The sequence below is a fragment of the Streptomyces sp. NPDC039480 genome (assembly GCF_055597165.1).
Window position 1 is genome coordinate 686,167 of the sequence record NZ_JBVITX010000001.1, and the last position, 25,632, is coordinate 711,798.

Annotated in this window: 2 protein-coding genes; both read left to right on the top strand. The window is 73.2% G+C overall.

Going from position 1 to position 25,632, the window contains the following annotated elements:
• Positions 1-48: 48 nt before the first annotated feature.
• Positions 49-14,220 carry an amino acid adenylation domain-containing protein gene (locus ACZ56E_RS02655; protein WP_471210162.1) on the top strand — a complete coding sequence of 4,724 codons (14,172 nt, stop codon included), beginning with the start codon at positions 49-51 and terminating at the stop codon, positions 14,218-14,220.
• Positions 14,217-25,613: an amino acid adenylation domain-containing protein gene (locus tag ACZ56E_RS02660; protein WP_471210165.1), complete on the top strand. Its 11,397-nt coding sequence runs from the start codon at positions 14,217-14,219 to the stop codon at positions 25,611-25,613. Before ACZ56E_RS02655 ends, ACZ56E_RS02660 begins: the two co-directional genes overlap by 4 nt.
• Positions 25,614-25,632: the final 19 nt, after the last annotated feature.

A 25,632-nucleotide genomic window follows, 5' to 3' on the forward strand; every position in this document is an offset into this window, starting at 1 on the left:
TTGCCGCTGCGCTGTTGCCGCTATGACCGCTATGAGGAGACAGAGACGATGACCCGATCCCTTGTCGAGGATGTCTGGCCGCTGTCGCCATTGCAGGAGGGGCTGCTGTTCCACGCCGCCTTCGACGACCAGGGGCCGGACGTCTACCAGGGGCAGCGCATGCTGGAGCTGGTCGGACCTCTGGACGTGGAACGGCTGCGCCGGTCGTGGCAGGCGCTGCTGGCCAGGCACGGCGCGCTGCGGGCGAGTTTCCGGGGCCGCAAGTCCGGGGAGGCGGTGCAGGTCATCGCGCGCGAGGCCGCGCTGCCGTGGAACATCGTGGACGCTTCCGGCCTTCCGGAGGACGCGGCCCTCGCCGAGACCGAGCGGCTGGCGGCCCGGGAGCGGACGCAACGCTTCGACCCGGCGAACGCCCCGCTGCTCCGGCTCCTCCTCGTCCGGCTGGGCGAGGAACGGCACCGGCTGGTCGTCACCAGCCACCACGTCGTGATGGACGGCTGGTCCATGGCGGTGCTCTTCAACGAATTGCCGGCCGTGTACGCGGCGGGCGGCCACACCCGCGGCCTGCCCCGCACGACGTCCTACCGCGAGTACCTGGCCTGGCTGAACCGGCAGGACAAGGGTGCCGCACGGGCCGCCTGGCGGGCGGAGCTCGCCGGGGCCGACGAGCCGACGCTGGTGGCACCGGCGGACCCGGGCCGGACACCCGTGGCCCCCGAAAGCCTCATCACCCACGTCTCCGAGGAGCTGACGCAGGGCCTCGCACGGACGGCCCGGACCGTCGGAGTCACGGTGAACACGGTGATCCAGGGCGCGTGGGCGCTGGTCCTGGCCCGCCTGGCCGGGCGTACCGACGTCGTCTTCGGCGCCACGGCGGCCGGTCGCCCTGCCGAACTGCCGGGCGTGGAATCGATGATCGGCCTGTTCATCAACACGCTCCCGGTGCGCGTACGCCTCGACGGCGCGCAGCCCGTCGCGGAGCTGCTCACCGCCCTCCAGGAACGACAGGCCGGCCTCATGGCCCACCAGCACCTCGGGCTGCCCGAGATCCAGAAGCTCGCGGGCCCCGGAGCGGTCTTCGACACGATCGTCGTGTACGAGAACTACCCGCGCCCCCCGGAGGAGGAGCCCGCACCCGGCACCTTCGCCATCCGGTTCCTCGGCGGCGAGGAGGCGGCGCACTACCCGCTCACGCTGGTCGTGGCGCCCGAGGCCGACCGGATGGGCTTCAAGCTCGACTACCGCCCCGACCTGTTCGACCGTCCCGCAGCCCAGTCGGTCATCGACCGGCTCACACGGGTCCTCGAACAACTGGTGGCCGATCCGTCGCTTCCCGTGGGACGCGTCGACGTGGCGGGCCCGGCGGAGCGGTCGCTGGTGGTGGAGGCATGGAACGCGACACGACGGCCGACACCGGCGGGGACGGTCCCTGAACTGATTGCGCGTCAGGTGGAGCGCGCACCGGCTGCGGTCGCCGTGGCGGATGGTGACCGGTCCATTCTCTACGGGGAGTTGGATGCGGCGGCGGGTCGGCTGGCGTCCTACCTGGCGGGTGTGGGGGTGGGGCGTGGTGATCGTGTCGCGGTGGTGATGGAGCGCTCGGTCGACCTGGTTGTTGCGCTGTTGGCGGTGTGGCGTGCGGGGGCGGCGTATGTGCCGGTGGATGTGGAGTATCCGGCGGAGCGGGTGGCGTATCTGCTGGAGGACTCGGCGCCGGTGGCGGTCGTCTGCACGGAGACCTATCGGGGTGTGGTTCCTGCGGGTGTAGGGGCGCGGCTGGTGGTGCTGGATGACCCGGGGGTTCGCGCGGATGTTGAGCGGTGCCCGGTTGGCCGCTCGGTTGTCGGTATCGGGGCGGAGGACGTGGCGTATGTGATGTATACGTCCGGGTCGTCGGGTGTGCCGAAGGGTGTGGCGGTTCCGCACGGGAGTGTGGCGGGGCTGGTGGGGGATTCGGGCTGGTCGGTGGGTCCGGAGGATGCGGTGTTGATGCATGCGCCGCATGCCTTTGATGTGTCGCTTTTTGAGGTGTGGGTGCCGTTGGCGGCGGGTGGCCGTGTGGTGGTGGCGGGGCCGGGTGTGGTGGATGCCGGTCGTGTTCGTGCCGCTGTTGCGGGCGGTGTGTCGGTGCTGCATGTGACGGCGGGGATGTTCCGGGTGCTTGCGGAGGAGTCCCCGGAGTGTTTCGCCGGTCTCAAGGAGGTGTTGACCGGCGGCGATGTGGTGCCGGTCGGGGCGGTGGCGCGGGTGCGGGAGGCGTGCCCGGGCGTGGCGGTACGGCATCTGTATGGCCCTACCGAGATCACGCTCTGCGCGACATGGCATGCGCTGCCGGTAGGGGCACCCAACCGGCCTGCCCTGCCGATCGGGCGTCCGCTCACCAATCGCCACACGTATGTCCTGGACGCCTTCCTGCGCCCGGTCCCGCCCGGTGTGGTGGGTGAGTTGTACATCGCTGGGTCCGGCCTGGCACGCGGATATCTGCGGCGGCCTGCCCTGACGGCGGAGCGTTTCGTGGCGTGCCCCTTCGGCGGGGGCGGGCGCATGTATCGGACCGGTGACCTCGTGCGCTGGTCCGCCGAGGGTGAGTTGTTGTTCGTGGGGCGCGCGGATGAGCAGGTGAAGGTCCGTGGGTTCCGGGTGGAGCTGGGCGAGGTCGAGGCTGTACTTGCCGGACACGAGTCCGTGGGGCAGGCAGTGGTGGTGGCCCGCCAAGACATCCCGGGTGGCGAGAAGCGCCTTGTCGGTTACGTCGTGCCCGATGGTCGTCGGGACGCCGATCCCGAGCTGTTGCGTGCGTATGTGGCGGGGGTGTTGCCGGAGTACATGGTGCCGGTGGCGGTCGTGGTTCTGGATGCCTTGCCGTTGACGGTGAACGGGAAGGTGGATCGGGCGGCTCTTCCGGCGCCGGACTTCGCGGAGCGGGTGTCGGGGCGTGAGCCGCGTACGGAGGTGGAGCGGGTCCTGTGCGGCCTGTTCGCCGAGGTGTTGGGGTTGGAGCGGGTTGGTGTCGAGGACGGGTTCTTCGAGCTGGGTGGTGACTCGATCAGCTCGATGCAGTTGGCCTCCCGGGCCCGCCGCGCCGGGCTCGTCATCACACCCCGGCAAGTCTTCACGGAGAAGAGCCCGGAACGGCTGGCGCTGGTCATGGAGACGGTGGCCGACCGCGAGGTGCGGACTGCCGACGTCGGTACCGGTCCAGTTCCGTGGACGCCGGTCATGCGGGCGCTGGGTGAGCGGGCCGCGCGGCCGGGGTTTGCGCAGTGGGTGGTGCTGGGTGCCCCGGCCGGCCTTGGTCTGAATGTTCTTGCGGCGGGTCTGAGCGCTGTCCTTGATACGCACGACATGTTGCGGGCGCGGGCCGTTCCTGGTGAGGCGAGGCTGGTGGTGGGTGAGCCGGGGTCGGTCGATGCCGGGGCTGTGGTTTCTCGTGTCGATGCGACGGGTGCTGCTGCGGGTGAGTTGGAGGGGATCGCTGGGCGGGCTGCGCAGGAGGCGGCGGGGCGGTTGGATCCGGTGTCCGGGGTGATGGTGCGGGCGGTGTGGGTGGATGCGGGACCCGGCCGTGCCGGGCGACTCATTGTCGTAGCGCATCACTTGGTGGTTGATGGTGTGTCGTGGCGGGTGTTGGTGCCGGACCTGCGGGCCGCGTGTGAGGCGGTGGCTGAGGGGCGGGCGCCGAAGCTGGAGCCGGTGGGCACGTCGTTCCGGCGTTGGGCGGAACTGCTGGCGACGCAGGCGACCGACGAGAGCCGGGTCGCGGAACTGGAAGCGTGGCTGGAACTCCTGGGCGAGGACCGAAACCCCATCGGGCGGCGGGCGGTCGACCCCGACGTCGACACGGCCCGGTCCCTGCGCCAGCACACCTGGGTGGTGCCGCCGGAGCAGGCCGAGGCCTTGCTGGGCCCGGTGCCGGCCGCGTTCCACTGCGGCGTCGACGACGTCCTGCTGGCGGCGCTGACGGCCGCCGTCGCGCACTGCCGACCGGAGGCGGTGGCGTCCGGCCTTCTGGTGGATGTCGAGGGACACGGTCGCGAGCCGGTCGGTGACGTGGATCTGTCGCGCACGGTGGGCTGGTTCACGAGTGCGCACCCGGTGCGGACGGACCCGAGCGGGATCGACCTGGCCCAGGTCATGGCGGGCGGCCCCGCAGCCGGGACACTGTTGAAGACAGTCAAGGAGCACCTGCGCGCCGTCCCGGGCGACGGCCTCGGCTACGAATTGCTCCGCCACCTCAACCCGGAAACGGCCCCCCAGCTACACGCCCGACCCGCCCCCGAGATCGGCTTCAACTACATGGGCCGGTTCACGGGCGGCGCACCAAGGGAGTCCCAAGGGGCATCTCGCGCCTGGCAGTTGGCAGGGGTGACCCCCATCGGCGGCACCGTCGCCCCGGACCTGCCCCTGCCACACGCCTTGGAGGCGAACGCGACCGTTCGCGACACGGCCGACGGGTCCGAGCTGGAGATCCGCCTCAGCTGGCCGGGCGGAGTGCTGACGCAGGGCGAGGCCGAGCAATTCGGCCGTACCTGGGTGGCGATGCTGGCCGGACTGGCCGCGCACACCACCACCGACCCCGCTGCGGGCGGACACACACCCTCCGACTTCCCTTTCCTCGGCGCCGCCCTGACGCAGGCCGACGTCGACAGGGTGGAGGCGGCGGTGCCGGGTCTGGCCGACGTATGGCCGTTGTCGCCGTTGCAGGAAGGCATGCTGTTCCACGCCACGTACGACCGAGAAGGCCCTGACGCCTACCAGAGTCAGCGTGTGCTCGCCGTCGACGGCCCGCTGGACGCCGGGCGGCTGCGGGCGGCCTGGGAAGCGCTGGTCGCCCGGCACGACGCGCTGCGTGCCGGCTTCCACCGTCTCGCCTCGGGCGAGGCCGTGCAGGCCGTGGCTGGCAGTGTCGAACTCCCTTGGCGACAGGTTGACTTGGCGGGGCTCTCCCGGGACGACGCCCTCGCCGAAGCGGACCGACTCGCCGAGAACGAGGCGGCACAGCGGCTGGACCTGACCGCCGCGCCACTGCTGCGCCTGCTGCTGATCCGCCTCGGCGCGGACCAGTACCGGCTCGTCGTCACCAGCCACCACATCGTGGCCGACGGATGGTCGACGCCGGTCATGCTCAACGAGGTCTCGGCGACCTACGCGGCGGCCACCGCGAGCGCCACAGCGGCAGCCACCACTGCCGTCCCTGCCGTCATGACCGCCTTGCCCCAGACCCGTTCGGCCTCCTACGGCGACTACCTCTCCTGGCTGGGCAAGCAGGACAAGGAGGCCGGGCGGGCCGCCTGGCGGGCGGAGCTCGCCGGGGCCGACGAGCCGACGCTCGTGGCGCCCGCCGACCTCGGCGGCGGCCTGGTCCTGTCCGAGGAACGTTCGGTACGGCTGTCCAGGGAGGCGACGCGGGCCATCACTGAATGGGCCCGTTCCCAGGGGCTGACCGTCAACACCGTCGTGCAGGGCGCGTGGGCGCTGGTCCTCGCCCGCCTCGCCCGGCGTACGGACGTCGTGTTCGGTACGACGGTGGCGGGGCGGCCACCGGAGATCCCCGGCATCGAGTCGATGATCGGCCTGTTCATCAACACCCTGCCGGTACGCGTACGCCTCGACGCCGCACAGCCCGTCGCGGAGCTGCTCACCGCGCTGCAGGAGCGCCAGGCCGCGTTGCTCCCCCACCAGCACACAGGCCTCGCCGAGATCCAGGCGCTCGGCGGGCCCGGCGCGGTCTTCGACACGATGCTGATGGTCGAGAACTACCCACGGAACACCTCCCGGCTCACCGACACCGCCACCAGCGTCGGCACCGCCGCCACCAGCCCCACCCCCACACCGGTCACCCTCACCCAGCTCAGCAGCCAGGCGGGAACCCACTACCCGCTGGCCATCGGCGTCGTCCCGGACGACCGCATCGAGGTCAGGGTGACGTACCGGCCGGACGTGTTCGACGGGCAGCGGGCCCTTCAGGTGGGCCGGCAGCTCATGCGGGTGCTCGAACAGCTCGCGGCCGACCCGTCGCTGCGGGTGTGCGACATCGACGTACTGGAGACGGTCGAGCGCACCTCGGTCGTGGAGCGGTGGAACGACACGGCCGGCCCGGTCCGCACAGGGACTTTGGGTGAGCTCTTCGACGAGCAGGTGCGCCGCTCCCCGGACGCGCCGGCCGTGATCGGCGCCGACCGGCAGTGGACGTACGCCGAACTCGGCCGGGCGGCCGACCGCGTGGCGCACGGGCTGGTGACGCGCGGTGTGCGCCGGGGGCACCTGGTCGGCGTGGTCATGGAGCGTTCCGTGGACGTGGTCGCGGTGCTGCTGGGCGTGGCCCGGGCCGGGGCGGCGTTCGTACCGGTCGATCCCGCGTACCCGGCGGAGCGGATCGCGCACGTGCTCGCCGACGCGGACCCCGCACTGGTCGTGTGCACGACGGCGACCGAGCCGGCGATCCCCGACATCCCCAAGACCCCCACGAGCGCCACCCACGCCACCCGCCCCACCCGAACCGCCCGCTGGGTGCTGGACGCCCCCCTGTCCGTCTCCGCGCTCACCGGGAGCGCGACCCGGCCGGCTCGGTCCGCATGCCGCGTGGAGGACCCCGCGTACGTGATCTACACGTCCGGTTCGACGGGCACGCCCAAGGGCGTGGTCGTCACCCACGGCGGCATCGGCAACCTCGCCACCGGCCAGATCGAACGCTTCGCCGTACGACAGGACTCACGCGTCCTGCAACTGGCCTCGTGGAGCTTCGACGCCGCCGTCTCAGAAATGTGCATGGCCCTGCTGTCCGGTGCGGCACTGGTGGTGGTCGACGGCGAACGGCTGCCGCCGCACGGGAGGCTGGAGGAGGTCGCCGCCGAGTTCGGCGTCACCCACATGACCGTGCCCCCGTCGGTCCTCGGGACCGTCGACGCCCTGCCGGACACCGTGGAGACACTGGTGGTGGCGGGTGAGGAGTGCCCTTCCTGGCTGGCGCGGCGCTGGTCGGACCGTCGCCTGGTCAACGCGTACGGACCCACCGAGGTGACCGTCTGCGCGGCGATGAGCGAGCCCTTGCGACCGGCGGCGGAGGAGAGCCCCGTGCCGGTCGGCCGCCCCTTGGTCAACACCCGTGCCTACGCGCTCGACGACTTCCTGAAGCCCGTCGCCCCGGGGGCCGTGGGCGAGCTGTACGTCGCGGGGCCCGGCCTCGCGCGCGGCTACCTGCACCGGCCCGGTCTGACGGCGGAGCGTTTCGTGGCGTGTCCCTTCGGCGGGGGCGGGCGGATGTATCGGACCGGTGACCTCGTGCGCTGGTCCGCCGAGGGTGAGCTGTTGTTCGTGGGGCGGGCGGACGCGCAGGTCAAGGTGCGTGGGTTCCGGGTGGAGCTGGGCGAGGTCGAGGCGGTACTCGCCGGACACGAGTCGGTCGGTCAGGCGGCGGTGGTGGCCCGCGAGGACCGCCCCGGCGAGAAACGCCTTGTCGGTTACGTCGCGCCTCATGGCCAAGAGGACCCCGATCCCGAGCAGCTGCGCGCGTACGTGGCGAAAATGCTGCCGGAGTACATGGTGCCGGTGGCGGTCGTGGTTCTGGATGCGCTGCCGTTGACGGTGAACGGGAAGGTGGATCGGGCGGCTCTTCCCGCGCCGGACTTCGCGGAACGCGTGTCCGGGCGTGAGCCGCGCACGGAGGCGGAGCGGGTCCTCTGCGGCCTGTTCGCCGAGGTGCTGGGGCTGGAGCGGGTCGGGGTCGAGGACGGGTTCTTCGAGCTGGGCGGTGACTCGATCAGCTCCATGCAGCTGGCCTCCCGGGCCCGCCAGGCAGGCCTCGTCCTCACACCTCGCCAGGTGTTCGAGGAGAAGACCGCGGAACGGCTGGCGCTCGTCGTGGAGACGGCGGCCCGCGAGGTCGCGGCCGCCGATGTCGGCGTGGGCGAGGTGCCGTGGACACCGGTCATGAGGGCGCTCGGCGACCGCGTCACCAGCGCGGAATTCGCCCAGTGGGTGGTGTTGACCACCCCGGCCGGGCTGCGCCCGGACGTCCTGACGGCGGGCCTGAACGCCCTACTCGATACGCACGACATGCTCCGGGCCCGCACCGTCCCGGGCGAGCCGAAGCTGATCGTCGGCGAGCCGGGATCGCTGGACGCCGAGAGCCTGATCGTCCGCGTGGACGCGTCGGCCATCCGCGCGGACGATCCGGGCCTGGGCTCGGACAACCCGGGCGGCCCGGGCGGCACGGACGGCCAAGGCGGCCTGGACCTGGGCGAACTGACCCGGTCGGCAGCGGGCCGGCTCGACCCGGCCTCGGGTGTGATGCTGGGGGCGACCTGGGTCGACGCAGGCCCCGACCAGACCGGTCAACTGGTACTCGTGGCGCACCACTTGGTCACGGACGGCGTATCCTGGCGCGTCCTTGTCCCGGACCTGCGGGCCGCGTGCGAGGCGGCGGCCGACGGGCGGGCGCCCCGGCTCGACCCCGTCGGCACCTCGTTCCGCCGCTGGGCGGAGCTGCTGGCCGCGCAAGCGACCGACGAGAGCCGAGTCGCGGAGCTGGAAGACTGGCTGGCCCTACTAGGGGAGACTCAGCAGAACCAAAAACCCCTCGGCCGACGCGCGTTGGACCCTGCCGTCGACACCGCCCGGACCGCCCGCCGCCGCACCTGGGTGGTCCCACCGCAGCAGGCCGACGTGCTGCTTGGCCGCACGGCGACCGCCTTCCACTGCGGCGCCGACGACGTCCTGCTGGCGACACTGGCGGCCGCCGTCACGCACTGCCGGCCAGAAACGGCGGCGGCGTCCGGCCTCCTCATCAACGTCGAGGGTCACGGTCGCGAACCGATCGGCGATGTGGACCTGTCACGCACGGTGGGCTGGTTCACCAGCGCGCACCCGGTCAGGGTGGACACGACCGGTATCGATCTCACCCAGGTCAAGGCGGGCGGCCCCGCAGCCGGGACACTGCTGAAGACAGTCAAGGAGCACCTGCGCGCCGTCCCGGGCGACGGCCTCGGCTACGAACTCCTCCGCCACCTCAACCCGGAAACGGCCCCCCTGCTCCGTGTCCGTCCCGCCCCCGACATCGGCTTCAACTACATGGGCCGGTTCACTGGGGGCGCGCCCAAGGGACCCCAAGCCCCTTCCCACGCCTGGCAGTTGACCGGCGAGACCGCCATCGGCGGAACCGTCGCCCCCGACATGCCCCTGCAACACTCCCTGGACGCCGGGGCCGCGGTGCGCGACACCCCGGAAGGACCGGAGCTGACGCTCACGCTGAGCTGGGCGGGCGAACTGATACCGAAGGCGGAAGCCGAGCAGCTCGGCCATACCTGGGTGGCGATGCTGGACGGTCTTGCCGCGCACACCACCGCCGACCCCGCCGCAGGCGGGCACACACCCTCCGACTTCCCTCTCCTCGGCTCCGCCATGACACAGGGCGATGTGGAAGACCTGGCCGCCGCGGTGCCGGGGCTGACCGACGTATGGCCGCTGTCACCGTTGCAGGAAGGCATGCTGTTCCACGCCACCTACGACGAGGACGGCCCCGACGTCTACGAAGGACAGCGGGCCCTCGAACTCGAAGGGCCGTTGGACGCGGCCCGGCTGCGCGAAGCGTGGCGGGTCCTGCTGCGCCGGCATCCGATTCTGCGCGCGAGCTTCCACCGCCTGGCCTCGGGCGAGGCCGCGCAAGCCGTGGCGCGCGACGTCGAACTGCCTTGGCGTGAGGCCGACTTGACCGATTCTGCCCCGGGCGAGGCGGAGGCCGAGACAGAGCGCCTCGCCGCGAGCGAACGCGCGGAACGGATCGACGTCACGCGGGCGCCGCTGATGCGGCTGCTCCTGATCCGCCTCGGCGAGAACCGTCACCACCTGGTCATCACCAGCCACCACATCATCATGGACGGCTGGTCCCTGCCCGTCCTGATCGGCGACCTGACCGCCGCATACGAGGCCCTGGCGACGGGCGGCGACGAACGGGACCTGCCGGCGGTGACGTCGTACCGCGAACACCTGGCCTGGCTCGACCGTCAGGACAAGGAGAAAGCGCGGCAGGCATGGCGCACGGAACTGGCGGGCCTGGACGAGCCGACGCTCGTCGTGCCCGCGGACTCGGTGCGGGTGCCCGTGGTGCCCGACCGGGTGCGCTTCGCGTTCCCCGAGGAACTGTCACGGGGTGTCGCCGCACTGGCCCGCGACCGCGGACTGACGGTGAACACGCTGGTGCAGGGCGCGTGGGCGCTGCTGCTCGCGCGCCTCGCCGGACGCACCGACGTGGTGTTCGGCGCCACCGTGGCGGGACGGCCCCCCGACCTGCCGGGCGCGGAATCGGCGATCGGCCTCTTCATCAACACCCTCCCGGTGCGGGTCAGCCTCGACGCCCGGCAGCCGGCCGCCGAGATGCTGGCCGGACTCCAGGAACGCCAGGTCGCCCTCATGGCCCACCAGCACGTGGGCCTCTCCGAGATCCGCCAACTCGCCGGGGCGGGCGCGGACTTCGACACCCTCGTCGTCTACGAGAACTACCCCCACCCGCCCGCGGGCGACGCCTCCCCAGGAGCCCTCACCATCCGCCCGGCGGGCCTGCCGCAGGACATGGGACACTACCCGCTGACCTTCGTCGTCTCGCCGGGCGAACGCATGCAGGGCGACTTCGTCTTCCGGCCGGACGTGTGCGACCGCGCCCGCGCCGAGCAGATGGTCACCTCACTGGTGCGGGTCCTTGAGCAGCTGGTCGCGGATCCGTCGGTACCTGTGGGCCGGGTCGACGTCGCCGACACCGACGTGCGCGACCGGGTCCTGCGCCAGTGGAACGCCACAGGAAAACCCCCCGCCCCTGCGCCGCTTCCGGAGCTGTTCGCCCGACAGGCGGCGGCCTCGCCGCATGCGGTGGCGCTGGAGGCCGGTGAACAGCGGCTCTCCTATGACCAGTTGAGCGCGGAGGCGAGTCGTCTCGCCCGGTACTTGGTGGCCGCGGGGGTGGGGCCCGAGGTCCGGGTGGCCGTGGTGGGGGAGCGGTCCGTGTCCCTGCTCGTGTCGCTGCTCGCGGTGTCGCTGGCGGGCGGCGTGTTCGTACCGGTGGACGCGGGATATCCGGCGGAGCGGGTCGCGTACGTGCTGCGTGACGCGGACCCCTCGGTGGTGGTGTGCACGACGGCCTCGCGGGGCGCCGTGCCCGACGGGTTCGCCGGGCGGGTCGTGGTGGTGGACGACCCGGTGGTGGTCGGCGAGATCGGGCGGCTTCCGGCCGGTCCGGTGCGGGACGCCGAGCGGTCGGTGCCGTTGACGGCCGCCCACGCCGCGTACGTCATCTACACCTCGGGCTCCACCGGCGCGCCCAAAGGTGTCGTCGTCACCCACGCGGGGCTGGAGAATCTCGCTCGGGCCCAGATCGACCGCTTCGGCGTGCGGGCGGACTCACGCGTGCTGCAGTTCGCGTCGCTGAGCTTCGACGCCGCCGTCTCCGAGCTGTGCATGGCGCTGCTCTCGGGCGGGACGCTGATCGTCGCGGGGGCCGACGAACTGCCGCCGCGCGTGTCGCTGGACGCGGCGCTGCGGGAGACGCGCGCGACACATGTGACGGTGCCGCCGAGCGTACTGGCGGCCGAGGACGCCCTGCCCGCCGAGCTGGAGACGCTGGTGGTGGCCGGGGAGGCGTGCCCGCCCGCCCTGGTGGACCGGTGGTCGGCGGGCCGGCGCATGGTCAACGCGTACGGGCCGACCGAGACCACGGTCTGCGCGGCGATGAGCGAACCGCTGACGCCAGGCCGCGACAACGTCAACGTTCCGCTGGGGCGGCCGATGACCGGCGTACAGGTCTTCGTCCTGGATGAGTTCCTGCTGCCCGTGCCTCCGGGAGTGACCGGTGAGCTGTACGTGACCGGCGCGGGGCTCGCCCGCGGCTACCTGGCGCGCGTGGGTCTGTCGGCGCGGCGGTTCGTGGCCTGCCCGTTCGGCGCGGGGGAGCGGATGTACCGCACGGGCGACCTGGCCCGGTGGACCGACCGGGGCGAACTGCGCTTCGTGGGCCGCGCCGACGACCAGGTGAAGATCCGGGGCCACCGGATCGAGCCGGGCGAGATCGAGGCGGTCCTCGCCGCGCACCCGGACATCGCGCAGGCCGCGGTCGTCGCGCGCCGCGACGGCCCCGACGACACCCACCGCCTCGTGGCGTACGTGGTCACCGACGGCGAGCAGCCTCCCGAGCCTCCTGGTTCCGACGGGCTCGCCAAGCCCTCCGAGCCTCTTGGTTCCGATGAGCTCACCAAGCCCTCCGAGCCTCCTGGCTCCGACGGGCTCCCCGAGCCCTCCGTGCCCTCCGAACCCCCCGGGCTCCCCGCGTACGTACGCGACCGGCTGCCCGAGTACATGGTCCCTACCGCCTTCGTCCCCCTGGAGCGGCTGCCGCTCACCCCCAACGGCAAGGTGGACCGGGCCGCGCTCCCCGCGCCCGACTTCGCCGGGCGGGTCACCGGCCGTGCGCCGCGGACGGCGACCGAGCGGACCCTGTGCGACCTGTTCGCCGAAGTGCTCGGCTTGGAGCGGGTCGGCGTCGACGACAGCTTCTTCGAGCTCGGCGGCGACTCGATCATGTCGATGCAGCTCGCGTCACGGGCGCGCAGGGCAGGACTGACACTCACCTCGCGGCAGGTCTTCGACGAGAAGACCCCCGCACGCCTCGCGCAGGTGACGGTGACCGCTGAACCGCAGACCGCACCCGACGACATCGGCGTCGGCGAGGTGCCCTGGACCCCCGTGATGCACGCGCTGGGCGAGCGGGCGACGAGCCCCGCGTTCGCGCAGTGGGTGGTCGTCGGCGCCCCGGCCGGGCTCGGCCTCGACGTCCTCTCGGCGGGCCTCGCCGCCGTCCTGGACACGCACGACATGCTGCGCGCCCGTACCGTGCCCGGCGAGCCGAAGCTGGTCGTCGGGGAGCGAGGGTCGGTCGACGCGGCGCCCCTGGTGACACGCGTCGACGCGACGACCACCACCGCCACCGCCACCCTCGACGAGATCGCCGGCCGGGCGGCGCAGGAAGCGGCGCGCCGGCTCGACCCGTCCGCCGGGGTGCTGGCCCGAGCAGTGTGGGTCGACGCAGGCCCCGGCCGCACCGGCCGCATCGTGCTGGTGGTGCACCACCTCGTCGTCGACGGTGTGTCGTGGCGCGTTCTCGTCCCCGACCTGCGCGCCGCGTGCGAGGCGGCAGCGGCGGGCCGCGCGCCCCGACTGGAGCCCGTCGGCACGTCGTTCCGCCGCTGGGCGGAGCTGTTGACCGCCGAGGCGGCCGACGAACGGCGGACCGCGGAGACGGACGACTGGCTCGCCCTCCTCGGTAAGGACGAACAGGCCGTCGCCGACCGGGCGTTGGACCCGGCCGTCGACACCGTACGCACCCTGCGCCACCGCTCGTGGACCGTGCCGTCCGAACACGCCGCCACCCTCGTGGGCCGCACGCCCACCGCCTTCCACTGCGGCGTCGACGACGTGCTGCTCGCGACCCTCGCGGGCGCGGTCGGACAGTGGCGGCCGCAGACCGCGTCCGGGCTGCTTGTCGACATCGAGAGCCACGGCCGCCAACCCCTCGGCGACGTCGACCTGTTGCGGACGGTGGGCTGGTTCACCGGTGTGCACCCTGTGCGGCTCGAGGTGACCGGCGCCGACCTGGACGCCGCTAGGGCCGGCGGGTCCGCTGCCGGTACGTTGGTGAAGGCCGTGAAGGAGCAGGCCAGGGCAGTGCCCGGCGACGGACTCGGCCATGAACTGCTGCGCCACCTCAACCCCGGGACACGTCCCGTCTTCGAGGCCGCGCCGGCCGCGCAGATCGGCTTCAACTACCTGGGCCGGTTCGCCGCGGGCGGCGGCCGCGCCGCGGGACCGCCGGGGCCGTGGGAGATGGCCGGTGAGACCGCGATCGGCGGCTCGGTCGACCCGGACATGCCCGCCACCCACGCACTGGACGCGAGCGCCGTCGTCAGGGACACCGCCGACGGACCCGCACTGACCATCACGCTGAGCTGGGCGAGCCGGCTGCTGGAGGAGGCCGACGCCGAACAGCTCGGCAGGGCCTGGCTGGCGATGCTGGCCGGCCTCGCGGACCACACCGCCGACCCCGCGGCAGGCGGACACACCCCATCCGACTTCCACCTCCTCAACCTCGCACAACACCAGATCGAGGAACTAGAAGCCGGATTCGCCGGCGAGAAGCCATGGCCCACAGCCACCAGCCGTACTGAGGAGACAGACCGATGACGACCCGATCCCGCTCCCTCGTCGAGGACGTGTGGCCCCTCTCGCCGCTGCAGGAGGGGATGCTCTTCCACGCCTCCTACGACGACCAGGGCCCGGACGTCTACACCGTGCAGTCGGGCCTCGACATCGACGGGCCCTTGGACACGGATCGGCTGCGGGCGTCGTGGGAGGCGCTGCTGGCCCGGCACGCCGCGCTGCGGGCCTGCTTCCGCCCGGTGACCGGCGCCCGGATGGTGCAGGTCATCCCGCGCGAGGTCGTACTGCCCTGGCAGGAGGCGGACGTCAGCGGGCTCGTGGAGCCCGAGGCCCTCGCCGAGATCGACCGCCTCGCGGCGCGCGAACGCGCCCAGCGGTTCGACCTCGCCGTCCCGCCGCTGCTGCGGCTCCTGCTCGTGCGGCTCGGCGACCGGCGGCACCGGCTCGTCATGACGTTCCATCACATCCTGCTCGACGGCTGGTCGATGCCGGTCCTCCTCACCGAGCTCTCGCAGGTGTACGAGGCTGGCGGCGACGCCTCCGTCCTCGGGCGCGTGGCACCCTACGGCGAGTACGTGGCGTGGCTGGCCCGTCAGGACAAGGACGCGGCCCGCACCGCCTGGCGCGCCGAGCTGGCGGGCGCCGACGGATCGACGCTCGTCGCACCGACGGACCCGAGCCGCGCCCCGGTGCTGCCCGACCACGTGCTCACCGACCTCCCGGAGGAACTCACCGCCGGCCTGGTCGAGTTGGCGCGCGGTCACGGCCTGACCGTGAACACCGTGGTGCAGGGCGCGTGGGCGCTGGTCCTCGCCCGGCTCGCCGGGCGCACCGACGTCGTCTTCGGCGCGACCGTCGCGGGCCGCCCGGCGGAGCTGCCGGGCGTGGAATCGATGGTCGGCCTGTTCATCAACACGCTTCCCGTGCGCGTACGCCTCGACGGGGCGCAGCCCGTGGCCGACCTCCTGGCGCGTCTGCAGGCCGCCCAGTCCGGCCTGATCGCCCACCAGCACGTCGGCCTCGCCGAGGTGCAGAAGCTCGCAGGGCCCGCCGCGGTCTTCGACACGCTCGTCCTGTACGAGAACTACCCGCTGCCGCCCGCAGGACCAGAGCCCGGCCCGGACGCCGTGACCATCAGGCCCTCGGGGGCGTCGCGCGACGCCTCGCACTACCCGCTCACCCTCGTCGCCGTGCCGGGCGGCGACCGCATGCGCTTCAAGCTGGACTACCGGCCCGACCTGTTCGACCGGGCCGCCGCGGAGTCCGTCGTCCAGCGGTTCGTACGCGTCCTCGAGCAAGTCGTGGGCGACCCGTCGGCCCGCGTGGGAGACATCGACGTACTGGAACAGGCCGAACGGGCCTCGGTGGTCGAGCAGTGGAACGCGACCGGCCGCCCCCTGCCGGCGGGCTCGGTCGTCGAGGCGTTCGAGGGACGGGCCCGCCGGGCGCCGGACGCGGCAGCCGTGCGATGCGACGAAGACACCCTCACCTACCGCGAGTTGGAGGAGCGGGCGAACCGGCTCGCCCGGCACCTGACCGGACTCGGCGTCGGCCGTGAAGACCGCGTGGGCCTCTGCCTGCCGCGCGGCACCGACATGATCGTGGCGGAGCTCGCGGTGTGGAAGGCGGGCGGCGCCTTCGTCCCGCTCGACCCCGACCACCCCGCCGACCGGCTCGGCTACATGATCGCCGACAGCGGCACCGACGTCGTCCTGGCCACCGGCACCGCCGTCGCCGAAGTACCCGTGGGCACCGCCCGTGTGGTCCTCCTCGACGAGCCGGGGACCGCGCGGACCATCGCGGCGGAGCCCGCCGAGCCGCTGGGCATCCCGGTCACCCCCGACCAACTCGCCTACGTCATCTACACGTCCGGCTCGACCGGCCGCCCCAAGGGCGTCGCCCTCGCCCACCACGGCCTGCTGAACCTCGCCGAGGCGATGCGGCCCGCACTGGACCTGCGCGACGGCGTCGTGATGCTGCAGTTCGCGTCCTTCAGCTTCGACGGAGCGGTCCTGGACGTCGCCGTCACCCTGGCGGCAGGCGGCACGCTCGCCATCGCCACCACGGAACAGCGCACCGAGCCCACCGCCCTCGCGGACATGATCCGCACCACCGGTGTCGAGGCCGCAAGCGTCGTGCCGTCGGTGCTGCGCGCCCTGGACCCCGAGACGGTTCCGGGCGTACGGAACTGGGTCCTCGGAGGCGAGTGGCTGACCGCCGACCTCGCGAGCCGGTGGACCACGCGGGCCCGGGTGTGGAACACCTACGGGCCCACCGAGGCCACCGTGATGGCGACCGTCGGCCGGGTCGACGAGGGCATCAAACCGGTGGACGCCCCGCCGTCCATCGGCCGCCCGCTCGGCAACATGCGGACCTACGTCCTCGACGGCTTCCTGCGTCCGGTGCCCCCCGGCGTGACCGGCGAGCTGTACGTCGCAGGGCCGGGCGTCGCGCGCGGCTACGTGGGACGGCCCGACCTGACGGCGGAACGCTTCGTGGCGTGCCCCTTCGGGGACGCCGGGCGCATGTACCGCACCGGGGACCTGGCCCGCTGGACCGCTGACGGACAGCTGTCGTTCGCGGGGCGCGCGGACGAGCAGGTGAAGCTGCGCGGCTTCCGGATCGAGCCGGGCGAGATCGAAGCCGTCCTCGCCGGACACGCGGCCGTGCGCGAGGCGGCGGTGATCGCCCGCGAGGACCTGCCCGGCGACAAACGCCTCGTCGCGTACGTCGTCCCGGCGACGGACACCCCGCACCCCGCGCGGGGGCAGGACGGTGCCGAGAGCCCTGCCCACCCCGCGCGGGGCCAGGACGCAGCCCAAGGCCCCGCCCTCGACACCGAGGCGCTGCGCGCCTTCGCAGCCACCCGGCTCCCCGAGTACATGGTCCCGGCCACCGTGGTCGTGCTCGACGCGCTGCCGCTCACCGTCAACGGCAAGCTCGACCGCTCCGCGCTGCCCGCCCCCGAACTCGCCGTGCCCGGCGGCCGCGACCCGCGGACACCCGTCGAGGCCGTCCTGTGCGACCTGTTCGCCGAGGTGCTCGGCGTCGAGCGGGCCGGTGCCGAGGACTCGTTCTTCGCGCTCGGCGGCGACTCGATCTCATCGATGATGCTGGTGTCCGGCGCCCGGCGCGCGGGCCTCGCGATCACCGCACGGCAGGTCTTCGAACACCGCACCCCGGCGGCCCTCGCACTCGTCGCCGTCCCGTCCGGCACCGCGGACACCGGCGGCGGCGACTCCGGCATCGGCGAGGTGCCGCTGACGCCCGTGATGCACGAACTGATCGACCGGGTCGGCGCCGACGCGGTGGGCCGGGTCGTCCAGTCCGCCGTGGTCGAGGCCCCCGCGGGCCTGTACACCGAAACCCTGGCCGACGCGGTGCGGGCGCTGGTCGACCACCACGACGCGCTGCGGGCCCGCCTGGAGACCGACCCGGAGCGCCGCCTCGTGGTGTCCGGGCCCGGCACCGTGCCCGCCGGATCGTTCGTCCGCCGCTTCGACGCGACCGGTACGGCCCCCGACGACCTGCCGCACACGATCGCCGAGGAGACCCGGGCCGCCGTGGAGCGGCTCGACCCGCGGGCCGGCGTCATGCTGCAGGTGGTCTGGCTCGACCTGGGCCCCGACACCGCCGGACGCCTCGTCCTGGTCGTGGACCACCTCGTGATGGACGCCGTGTCGTGGCGGATCCTGCTGCCCGACCTGGAGCAGGCGTGCGCCGCGACAGCCGCGGGCCGCGAGCCCGAACTGGAGCCGGTCCCCACCTCGTTCCGGCACTGGGCGCGCGCCCTGGCGGAGCAGGCGACGAGCGCGGCACGGACGGCGGAGCTCGACGCGTGGACCGAGCTGCTCCAGGGACCCGACCCGCAGCTCACCGCGGTGCCCATGGACCCGGCCCTCGACCTCGCCGACACCGTGCGGCGAGTGTCCGTGACCGTCCCCGCCGACGTCACGTCCGCGCTTCTGACCGGCGTGCCCGAGGCGTTCCACGCGGGCGTCGACGACGTGCTCCTGACCGGGCTCGCCGCCGCCGTGGCGGAGTGGTGCGACGGCGGCACGCCGGACGGCGGGTTCCTCGTCGACGTGGAGGGCCACGGCCGCGAGGCCCTCACCGAGACCATGGACCTCTCGCGCACCATCGGCTGGTTCACCGGCACCCACCCGGTACGCATCGACGTGGGAACGGCCGACGCCGACGACCTCGAAGACCTCCGCGACGGCGGCCCGGCCGCGGGCGACGCCGTGAAACGCGTCAAGGAACAACTGCGCGCCGTGCCCGGCGACGGACTCGGCCACGGCCTGCTGCGCCGGCTCAACGCGGACACCGCCGCCGGCCTCGCGGCCCTGCCCACCGCCCGGATCGGCTTCACCTACCTCGGCCGGATCCCCGGCGGCGCACCGGACGACGCCGGTGAGGCACAGGCGGGCGACCCCGCGGGCGGCCGGTTCCCCGTGGCGCATCCGCTGGAGGTCACCGGTGTGGTCCACGACGCCACCGGCGGGCCACGGCTCACGCTGAGCCTGGCCTGGCCGCGGCGGCTGCTCGACGAGACGGCGGCACGGGCACTCGTCGAGGCCTGGGCGGCGATGCTGACCGGCCTCGCCGCACACGTCGACGAGCCCACCGCCGGCGGCCACACCCCCTCCGACTTCCCGCTGGTCACCCTCGACCAGGCACAGATCGAGAAGCTGGAGACGGCGGCCCCGGACCTGGTGGACATCTGGCCGCTGTCGCCGCTGCAGGAAGGCCTCCTCTTCCACGCCCTGTTCGACCGGCAGAGCACCGACGTGTACGTCGAGCAGATGATCGTCGGCCTCGAAGGCCCCCTCGACACGGCACGCCTGCGCGCCTCCTGGCAGGCGGTCGTCGACCGGCACGCCAGCCTGCGCGTGGGGTTCCGGCAGGTGGCGGGCTCCGGACAGTCCGTGCAGGTCGTCGCCGACCGCGCGGCCCTGCCGTGGCGCGAGGAGGACCTCTGCGGGCTCGACGACGACGCGGCGTGGGAGGAGTCCGAGCGCATCGGCAGGGAGGAGCGGGCCAAGGGCTTCGACCTGGCGAAGCCGCCGCTGGTGAAGGTGTTCCTCGCCCGGACCGGTGAGGACCGCTACCGGATGATGGTGACGCTCCATCACATCGTGCTCGACGGCTGGTCGTTGCCCGTCCTGCGGCGCGAACTGTGGGCGTGCTACGAAGCCGGCGGCACCGCGGCCGGGCTGCCGCCCGTGACGCCCTACCGCGCGTACCTGGCCTGGCTGGCGCAGCAGGACAAGGAGGCGGCCCAGGAGGCCTGGCGGACGGAGCTGGCCGGCACGGACGAGCCGACGCAGGTTGTCCCCATGGCCCCGGGCGCGGTCGCGGGGACGGACCCGAACGCGACGTCCGGCGAGGTCTTCGCCGTGGCGGGCCCCGCGCTCGACCGTGCGCTCGGCGAGCTGGCCCGCACCCGCGGCGTCACCCTGAACACTGTCGTCCAGACCGCGTGGGCGCTGGTGGTAGGCCAGCTGGCGGGGCGTCAGGACGTGGTGTTCGGCGCCTCCGTGGCCGGCCGGCCCGCGGACCTGCCCGGCATGGAGAACATGCTCGGACTCTTCATCAACACCGCCCCGGTACGGGTGCGGTTCGACCCGGCGACGACCGTCGCCGACGTCCTCACGGACGTACAGACCCGGCAGTCCGTCCTGATGGACCACCAGTACCTGAGCCTGGGCGACATCCAGCGCGTGGCCGGACGCGGGGCGACCTTCGACACGCTCATGGCGTTCGAGAGCTTCCCCACCGGAGTGGACGCGGCGACGGAGGACGACGGGAGCACCCGTGAGCCGGGACCGGCCGGAGTGGAGCTCACCGAAGCCGGCATGCGCGAGTCCATCAACTACCCGCTCGGCCTGGTGGTGGACCCCCTCAACGGGCTGCGGATGCGGCTCACCTACCGCCCGGACGCCTTCGACGAGGAGACGGCCCACGCCCTCCTCGACCGGCTGCTGCGCGCCCTCCGCCAGATGGCCGCCGACCCGCAGTCCCCCGTCGGCAGGCTCCAGCTCTCGGACGCCGCGGAACGCACCCGCGTCCTGGAGACCTGGAACACCACGGACGTCTCCCACCCCGACACCTCCGTGCCCGAACTGTTCGCCGCGCAGGCGGTGCGCACGCCGGAGGCGGTGGCGGTCCGGTGTGGTGCGGACGCTGTGACGTACGGGGAGTTGGAGGCGCGGGCGAATCGGCTGGCGCGCTATCTGGTCGGGCTCGGGGTGGGTCCGGAGTCGCGGGTGGGTCTGTGCCTGCCGCGCGGCGTCGACATGGTGGCGGCGGAGTTCGCGGTGTGGAAGGCGGGGGGCGCTTTCGTCCCGCTGGACCCCGAATATCCGGTGGACCGGTTGTCGTTCATGGTGGCCGACAGTGGTGCGGCCGTCGTGCTGGGTGTGGCGGAGAGCCTGGCGGAGGTGTCGGTCGGCGAGGCGCGGGCCGTCCCGCTGGACGCGGCGGACATCGTGGAGGCCGTGGCGGCCGAGTCCGCCGAACCGCTGGGTGCGACCGCAGGACCGGATCGACTCGCCTACGTGATCTACACGTCGGGTTCGACGGGGCGTCCCAAGGGTGTGGGGGTGGCGCATGGTGGCGTGGCGAATCTCGCGGCGGCGATGCGTCCGGTGCTTGGTGTGTCCGAGGGGATCACTGCCTTGCAGTTCGCGTCGTTCAGTTTTGACGCGGCGGTGCTGGATGTGGCGGTGACACTGTCCGGGGGCGGTACGTTGGCGATCGCCTCGTCCGAGGAGCGTGCGGAGCCTTCGGCGCTGGCGGAGATGATCGAGTCGGCCGGGGTGAGCACGGCCAGCGTCGTGCCCTCCCTGCTCACGATGCTCGACCCCGCCTCCGTCCCCGGAGTGCGGAACTGGGTCCTCGGCGCCGAGCTGATGACCGCCGGCCTCGCGAGCCGCTGGACCACGCAGGCACGGGTCTGGAACACCTACGGGCCCACCGAAGCCACCGTCATGGCCACCGCGGGACCCGTCGACGACGACATCAGGCCGCAGGACAAGCCCCCCGCGATCGGGCGCCCGCTGGACAACGTACGGACGTACGTCCTGGACGGCTTCCTGCACCCGGTCCCGGCCGGAGCGACGGGCGAGTTGTACGTCGCGGGGCCGGGCGTGGCCCGTGGATATGTGGGCCGCCCCGACCTGACGGCGGAACGCTTCGTGGCGTGCCCCTTCGGCGAGGACGGCGGCCGGATGTACCGCACCGGTGACCTGGCCCGTTGGACGGCCGACGGGCAGCTCACCTTTGCCGGCCGGGCGGACGAGCAGGTGAAGGTCCGCGGGTTCCGCGTCGAGCCGGGCGAGGTGGAGGCGGCACTCGCGGCGCACCCCGGCGTACGGCAGGCCGTGGTGGTGGCCCGTGAGGACCGGCCCGGCGACAAACGCCTCGTCGGCTACATCGTGCCGGAGTCCAAGGACCTGGAGATCCAGTCCGTGCACGACCACCTCGCGAAGGAGCTGCCCGAGTACATGCGGCCCGCCGTCGTGGTCCTGGAGACACTGCCGCTCACCGCCAACGGCAAGATCGACCGCGGCGCGCTGCCCCGGCCCGACTTCGCGGGCCGCATCTCGGGCCGGGAGCCGGAGACCGAGCTCGAAGCGACCCTGTGCGCGCTGTTCGCCGAGGTCCTCGGCCTGGAGCGGGTCGGCGTCGACAACAACTTCTTCGACCTGGGCGGCGACTCGGGCCTCGCGATGCGCCTCTCCGCGCGGATCCGCGAGGAGCTCGGCCTCGAACTGAGCATGCGGCGGTTCTTCGGTGAGTCCACCCCGCTGGGCGTGGCCCGGATGCTGACGTCGAAGGAGCTCCCGGAGCTGCGGCCGGTCGACCACCCCGACGAGATCCCCGTCACTGCGGGCCAGTTGCGCACCTGGCGGCTCGCCAAAGCCAACCCCGGCTCCACCGCCCAGCGGACCTCGATCGCGCTGCGCCTCGGCGGCAGGCTCGACCGGGAGGCGCTGGAGGCCGCGCTGGGCGACGTCGCGGCACGGCACGACATCCTGCGGACGACGTTCGTCGGCGCAGGTGCCGAGAGTGCGGGCGATGACGTGGGCCCCGAGGACGTACGCGAAGACGACGTACGCCCCGAGGACGTACGCGAAGACGACGTACGCCCCGAGCACATGAGTCAAGACGACGTGCGCCCCGAGGACATAAAGCAAGACGGTGTGCGCCAACGTGTCCTGGACGCCGAAGCCGCCCGTCCCGTCCTGCCCGTGACCGACACCACCGAGGACGACCTGCCGGGTCTCCTCACCGACCACGCGGCGCACGAGTTCGACCTCGCCAGGGAGACGCCCTGGACGGCGCGCCTGTTCGCGCTCGCGGAGACCGACCACGTGCTGCTCCTCGTCGTGCACCGCATCGCCACGGACGACGCGTCGCTGATCGTCCTGGTCCGCGACCTGGCGGCCGCGTACGGCGCACGCAGGGAGGGCCGCGTGCCCGAACGGGCACCGCTGCCCCTGCAGTTCGCCGACTACGCGCTATGGGAGCAGGAGATGCTCCGGGACGAGGAGGACCGCGACAGCCTGATCGGCGAGCAGTTCGCCTACTGGAAGAAGGCCCTGGCGGACGCCGCCACCGAACTGGAGCTGCCGGCCGACAGGCCACGGCCGCCCCTGCCGTCCCACCGCGCCGACGAGGTGCCGCTGGCCCTCGACAGCGCCACGCACATCCGGCTCACGGAGATCGCGGAGGCCGACGGCGCGACCTTCTTCATGGTCGTGCAGGCCGCGCTCGCGCTGCTCCTCTCCGGGCTCGGCGCCGGCACGGACGTCACGCTCGGCACGGTGCTGCCGCGCCGGGACGAGGAAGGCGACCTGGACGGTCTCGTCGGCCCGTTCGCCGACCCGCTGGCCCTGCGCACGGACACCTCCGGCGACCCCACGTACCGCGAACTGCTGCGGCGCGCACGCGACGCCTACCAGCGCGCGGTCCAGAACCCCGACGTGCCCTTCGGCCGGCTCGTGGACGCGCTGGCGCTGCCCCAGGCGGGTCATCACCCCGTGTTCCAGGCGGTCCTCGAAATCCTCGGCGACTCCGCCGAGATGTGGGAGTCGCCGGAGCTGCCGGGCCTGCGCACCACCCGCCTGCCCGTCGGAACACCGGCGGCCGAGGCCGACCTCGTCGTCGGCCTCACCGAACGGCACGGCTCCGACAGCGGTCCGAACGGCGTCGACGGCACGCTCCGCTACGCCGCCGAACTGTTCGACCGGACCACCGCCACCGCCCTCGCCCAGCGGCTCACCCGCGTCCTCCAACAGGTCGCGGACGATCCCGAACTGCGGCTCAGCCAGGTGGAAATCCTCCTGGACGAGGTGGAGCGCCGCCTGGTGCTGGAGACCCACGACGCCACGGCGGCGCGGGTCCCGGACGGAACCGTCGTCGAGCTGCTCGCCGAGCAGGCGGCGCTGGCCCCCGACGCCGTCGCCGTCATGGACCACGACGGGCTGCTCACCCACGGCGCGCTGGACGACGCGTCCGGCCGGCTCGCCCGGCGCCTCGCCGAGCGGGGCATCGGCGCCGAGGACGTGGTCGTTCTGGCGCTGCCGCCCACCACCGGCCTCGTCGTCGCGCTGCTCGGCGTGCTCAAGTCCGGTGCCGCCTGCCTGATCGCCGACCCGAACCGGCCCATGGAGGACGTCGCCTCCTGTCTGCGGCAGGTCACCCCCGCCGCGCTGATCTGCGCGACAGCCCTGGCACCGCTGCTCGGCGACGGCGTGACGGTGCCGGTCCTGCTGCTCGACGACCCGCGGCTCGCCGCGACCAACGGCGCCTCCCCGCAGACCGGCCCACCGCCGGCGCCGCCCCTGCCCCGGCAGGCGGCACTCGTGCTCGGCGCCACGGCGGCGGACAGCGGCGACGGGACCGTCGCGGGCGCCGTCGTCGAGCACCGCACGCTCGTCGACCACGCGGTGCACCACCAGCACACCGCACCCGCACACCACGGGGTGACGCTCCTCGACGTACGGGCCCCGGTGTCCGCCCTGCTGACACCGCTGCTCTCCGCCCTGTGCGCGGGCGGCGGCGTCCGTCTCGGCGCACCCGGCGAGGACGCCGTGCCGACCGCGGGCCCCGGCGGAACGCAACACCTCGTCACCACACGGGAGTTGCTGCCGGCCGCGCCGGACAGGGCGGCCGGAGAGGCGCCGTTCGCGGAGGTGACGGTCGTCGACACCGGCGGCCCCGCGGCCGTCGACGACACCCGGGCATGGCTGGCGGACCACCCCGGGACCACCCTGGTCAGCGCGCACGGCGCCGCGGAGACCGGCGGCCCCTGGCTCGGCCACCGGACCGAGCCCGGCGAGTCCCTGCCCGGCCTCGCCCCCGCCGGCAGGCCCGTGCCCAACACCCGAGCCCTCGTCCTCGACGACTTCCTGCGACCGGTCCCGCCGGGCGCCACGGGAGACCTGTACGTCGCAGGACCGTCCCTCGCCCGCGGCTACGCCGAGGCGCCGGCGCCGACCGGTGAACGGTTCGTCGCCTGCCCGTACGGGACCGAGGGCGAACGGATGCTGCGCACGGGCGAACGGGCCAGGCGGACCGCCGACGGCCTCCTCGCCCTCCGCGGCAAGGGCCGCGAAGGCACCCGCACCGCCGGGCGGCGCGCGGGCGGCGACCACGGCGACCTGGAGATGCTGCTGCCGCTACGGCCCAAGGGCGACCTCCCGCCGCTGTTCTGCATGCACACCGGTACGGGACTGAGCTGGGCGTACGCCGCCCTCCTGCGGCACCTGCCGCAGGACCGGCCCGTGTACGGCGTGCAGGCCCGCGGACTCGCCGCACCGGAACCGCTGCCGCAGAGCCTCGCGGAGATGGCGGCCGACTACGCGGAGCGCATCAGGACCGTCCAGCCCACCGGCCCCTACCACCTGCTCGGCTGGTCCCTCGGCGGCCTCATCGCCCAGGCGGTCGCCACCCACCTGGAGGAACAGGGCGAACAGGTCGCACTGCTCGCGGTGATCGACGGCTACCCCGAAGGATTCGGCGGAGCCCAGTACAGCAACGTCGAGCCCGCGGCGGGCCAGGACGACACGTCCACGCCCAGGGCGAGCGACCTCGGGCTGCCGCCCGACGAGAACATCGGCCAGGACATGGACGAAGGACTCAGGGCGAACATGCGTCAGGTCATCGACAACGTGGGACGGCTCACCCCGCACCACACGCCCCGCCGCTTCCAGGGCGACCTGCTGCTCTTCGTCGCGGCCGAGGACCGGCCCGCGGACACCCCGGCAGCCGTCTCCGGCGAGAGCTGGCGGCCGTACATCGGCGGCGCCATCGAGTCCCACGAAATCGCCGCCAGCCACTACACCATGCTGCAGCCCGCGCCTTCGGCACAGATCGGCGAAGTCGTCGCGGAAAAGCTGGAATCGTGAATTGCTCTCCGGATTTCAC

What these genes read in the sequence shown, in the direction of transcription:
- ACZ56E_RS02660 (WP_471210165.1), top strand. Translation starts at nt 14,217, where the DNA reads ATGACGACCCGATCCCGCTCCCTCGTCGAGGACGTGTGGCCCCTCTCG.
- ACZ56E_RS02655 (WP_471210162.1), top strand. Translation starts at nt 49, where the DNA reads ATGACCCGATCCCTTGTCGAGGATGTCTGGCCGCTGTCGCCATTGCAG.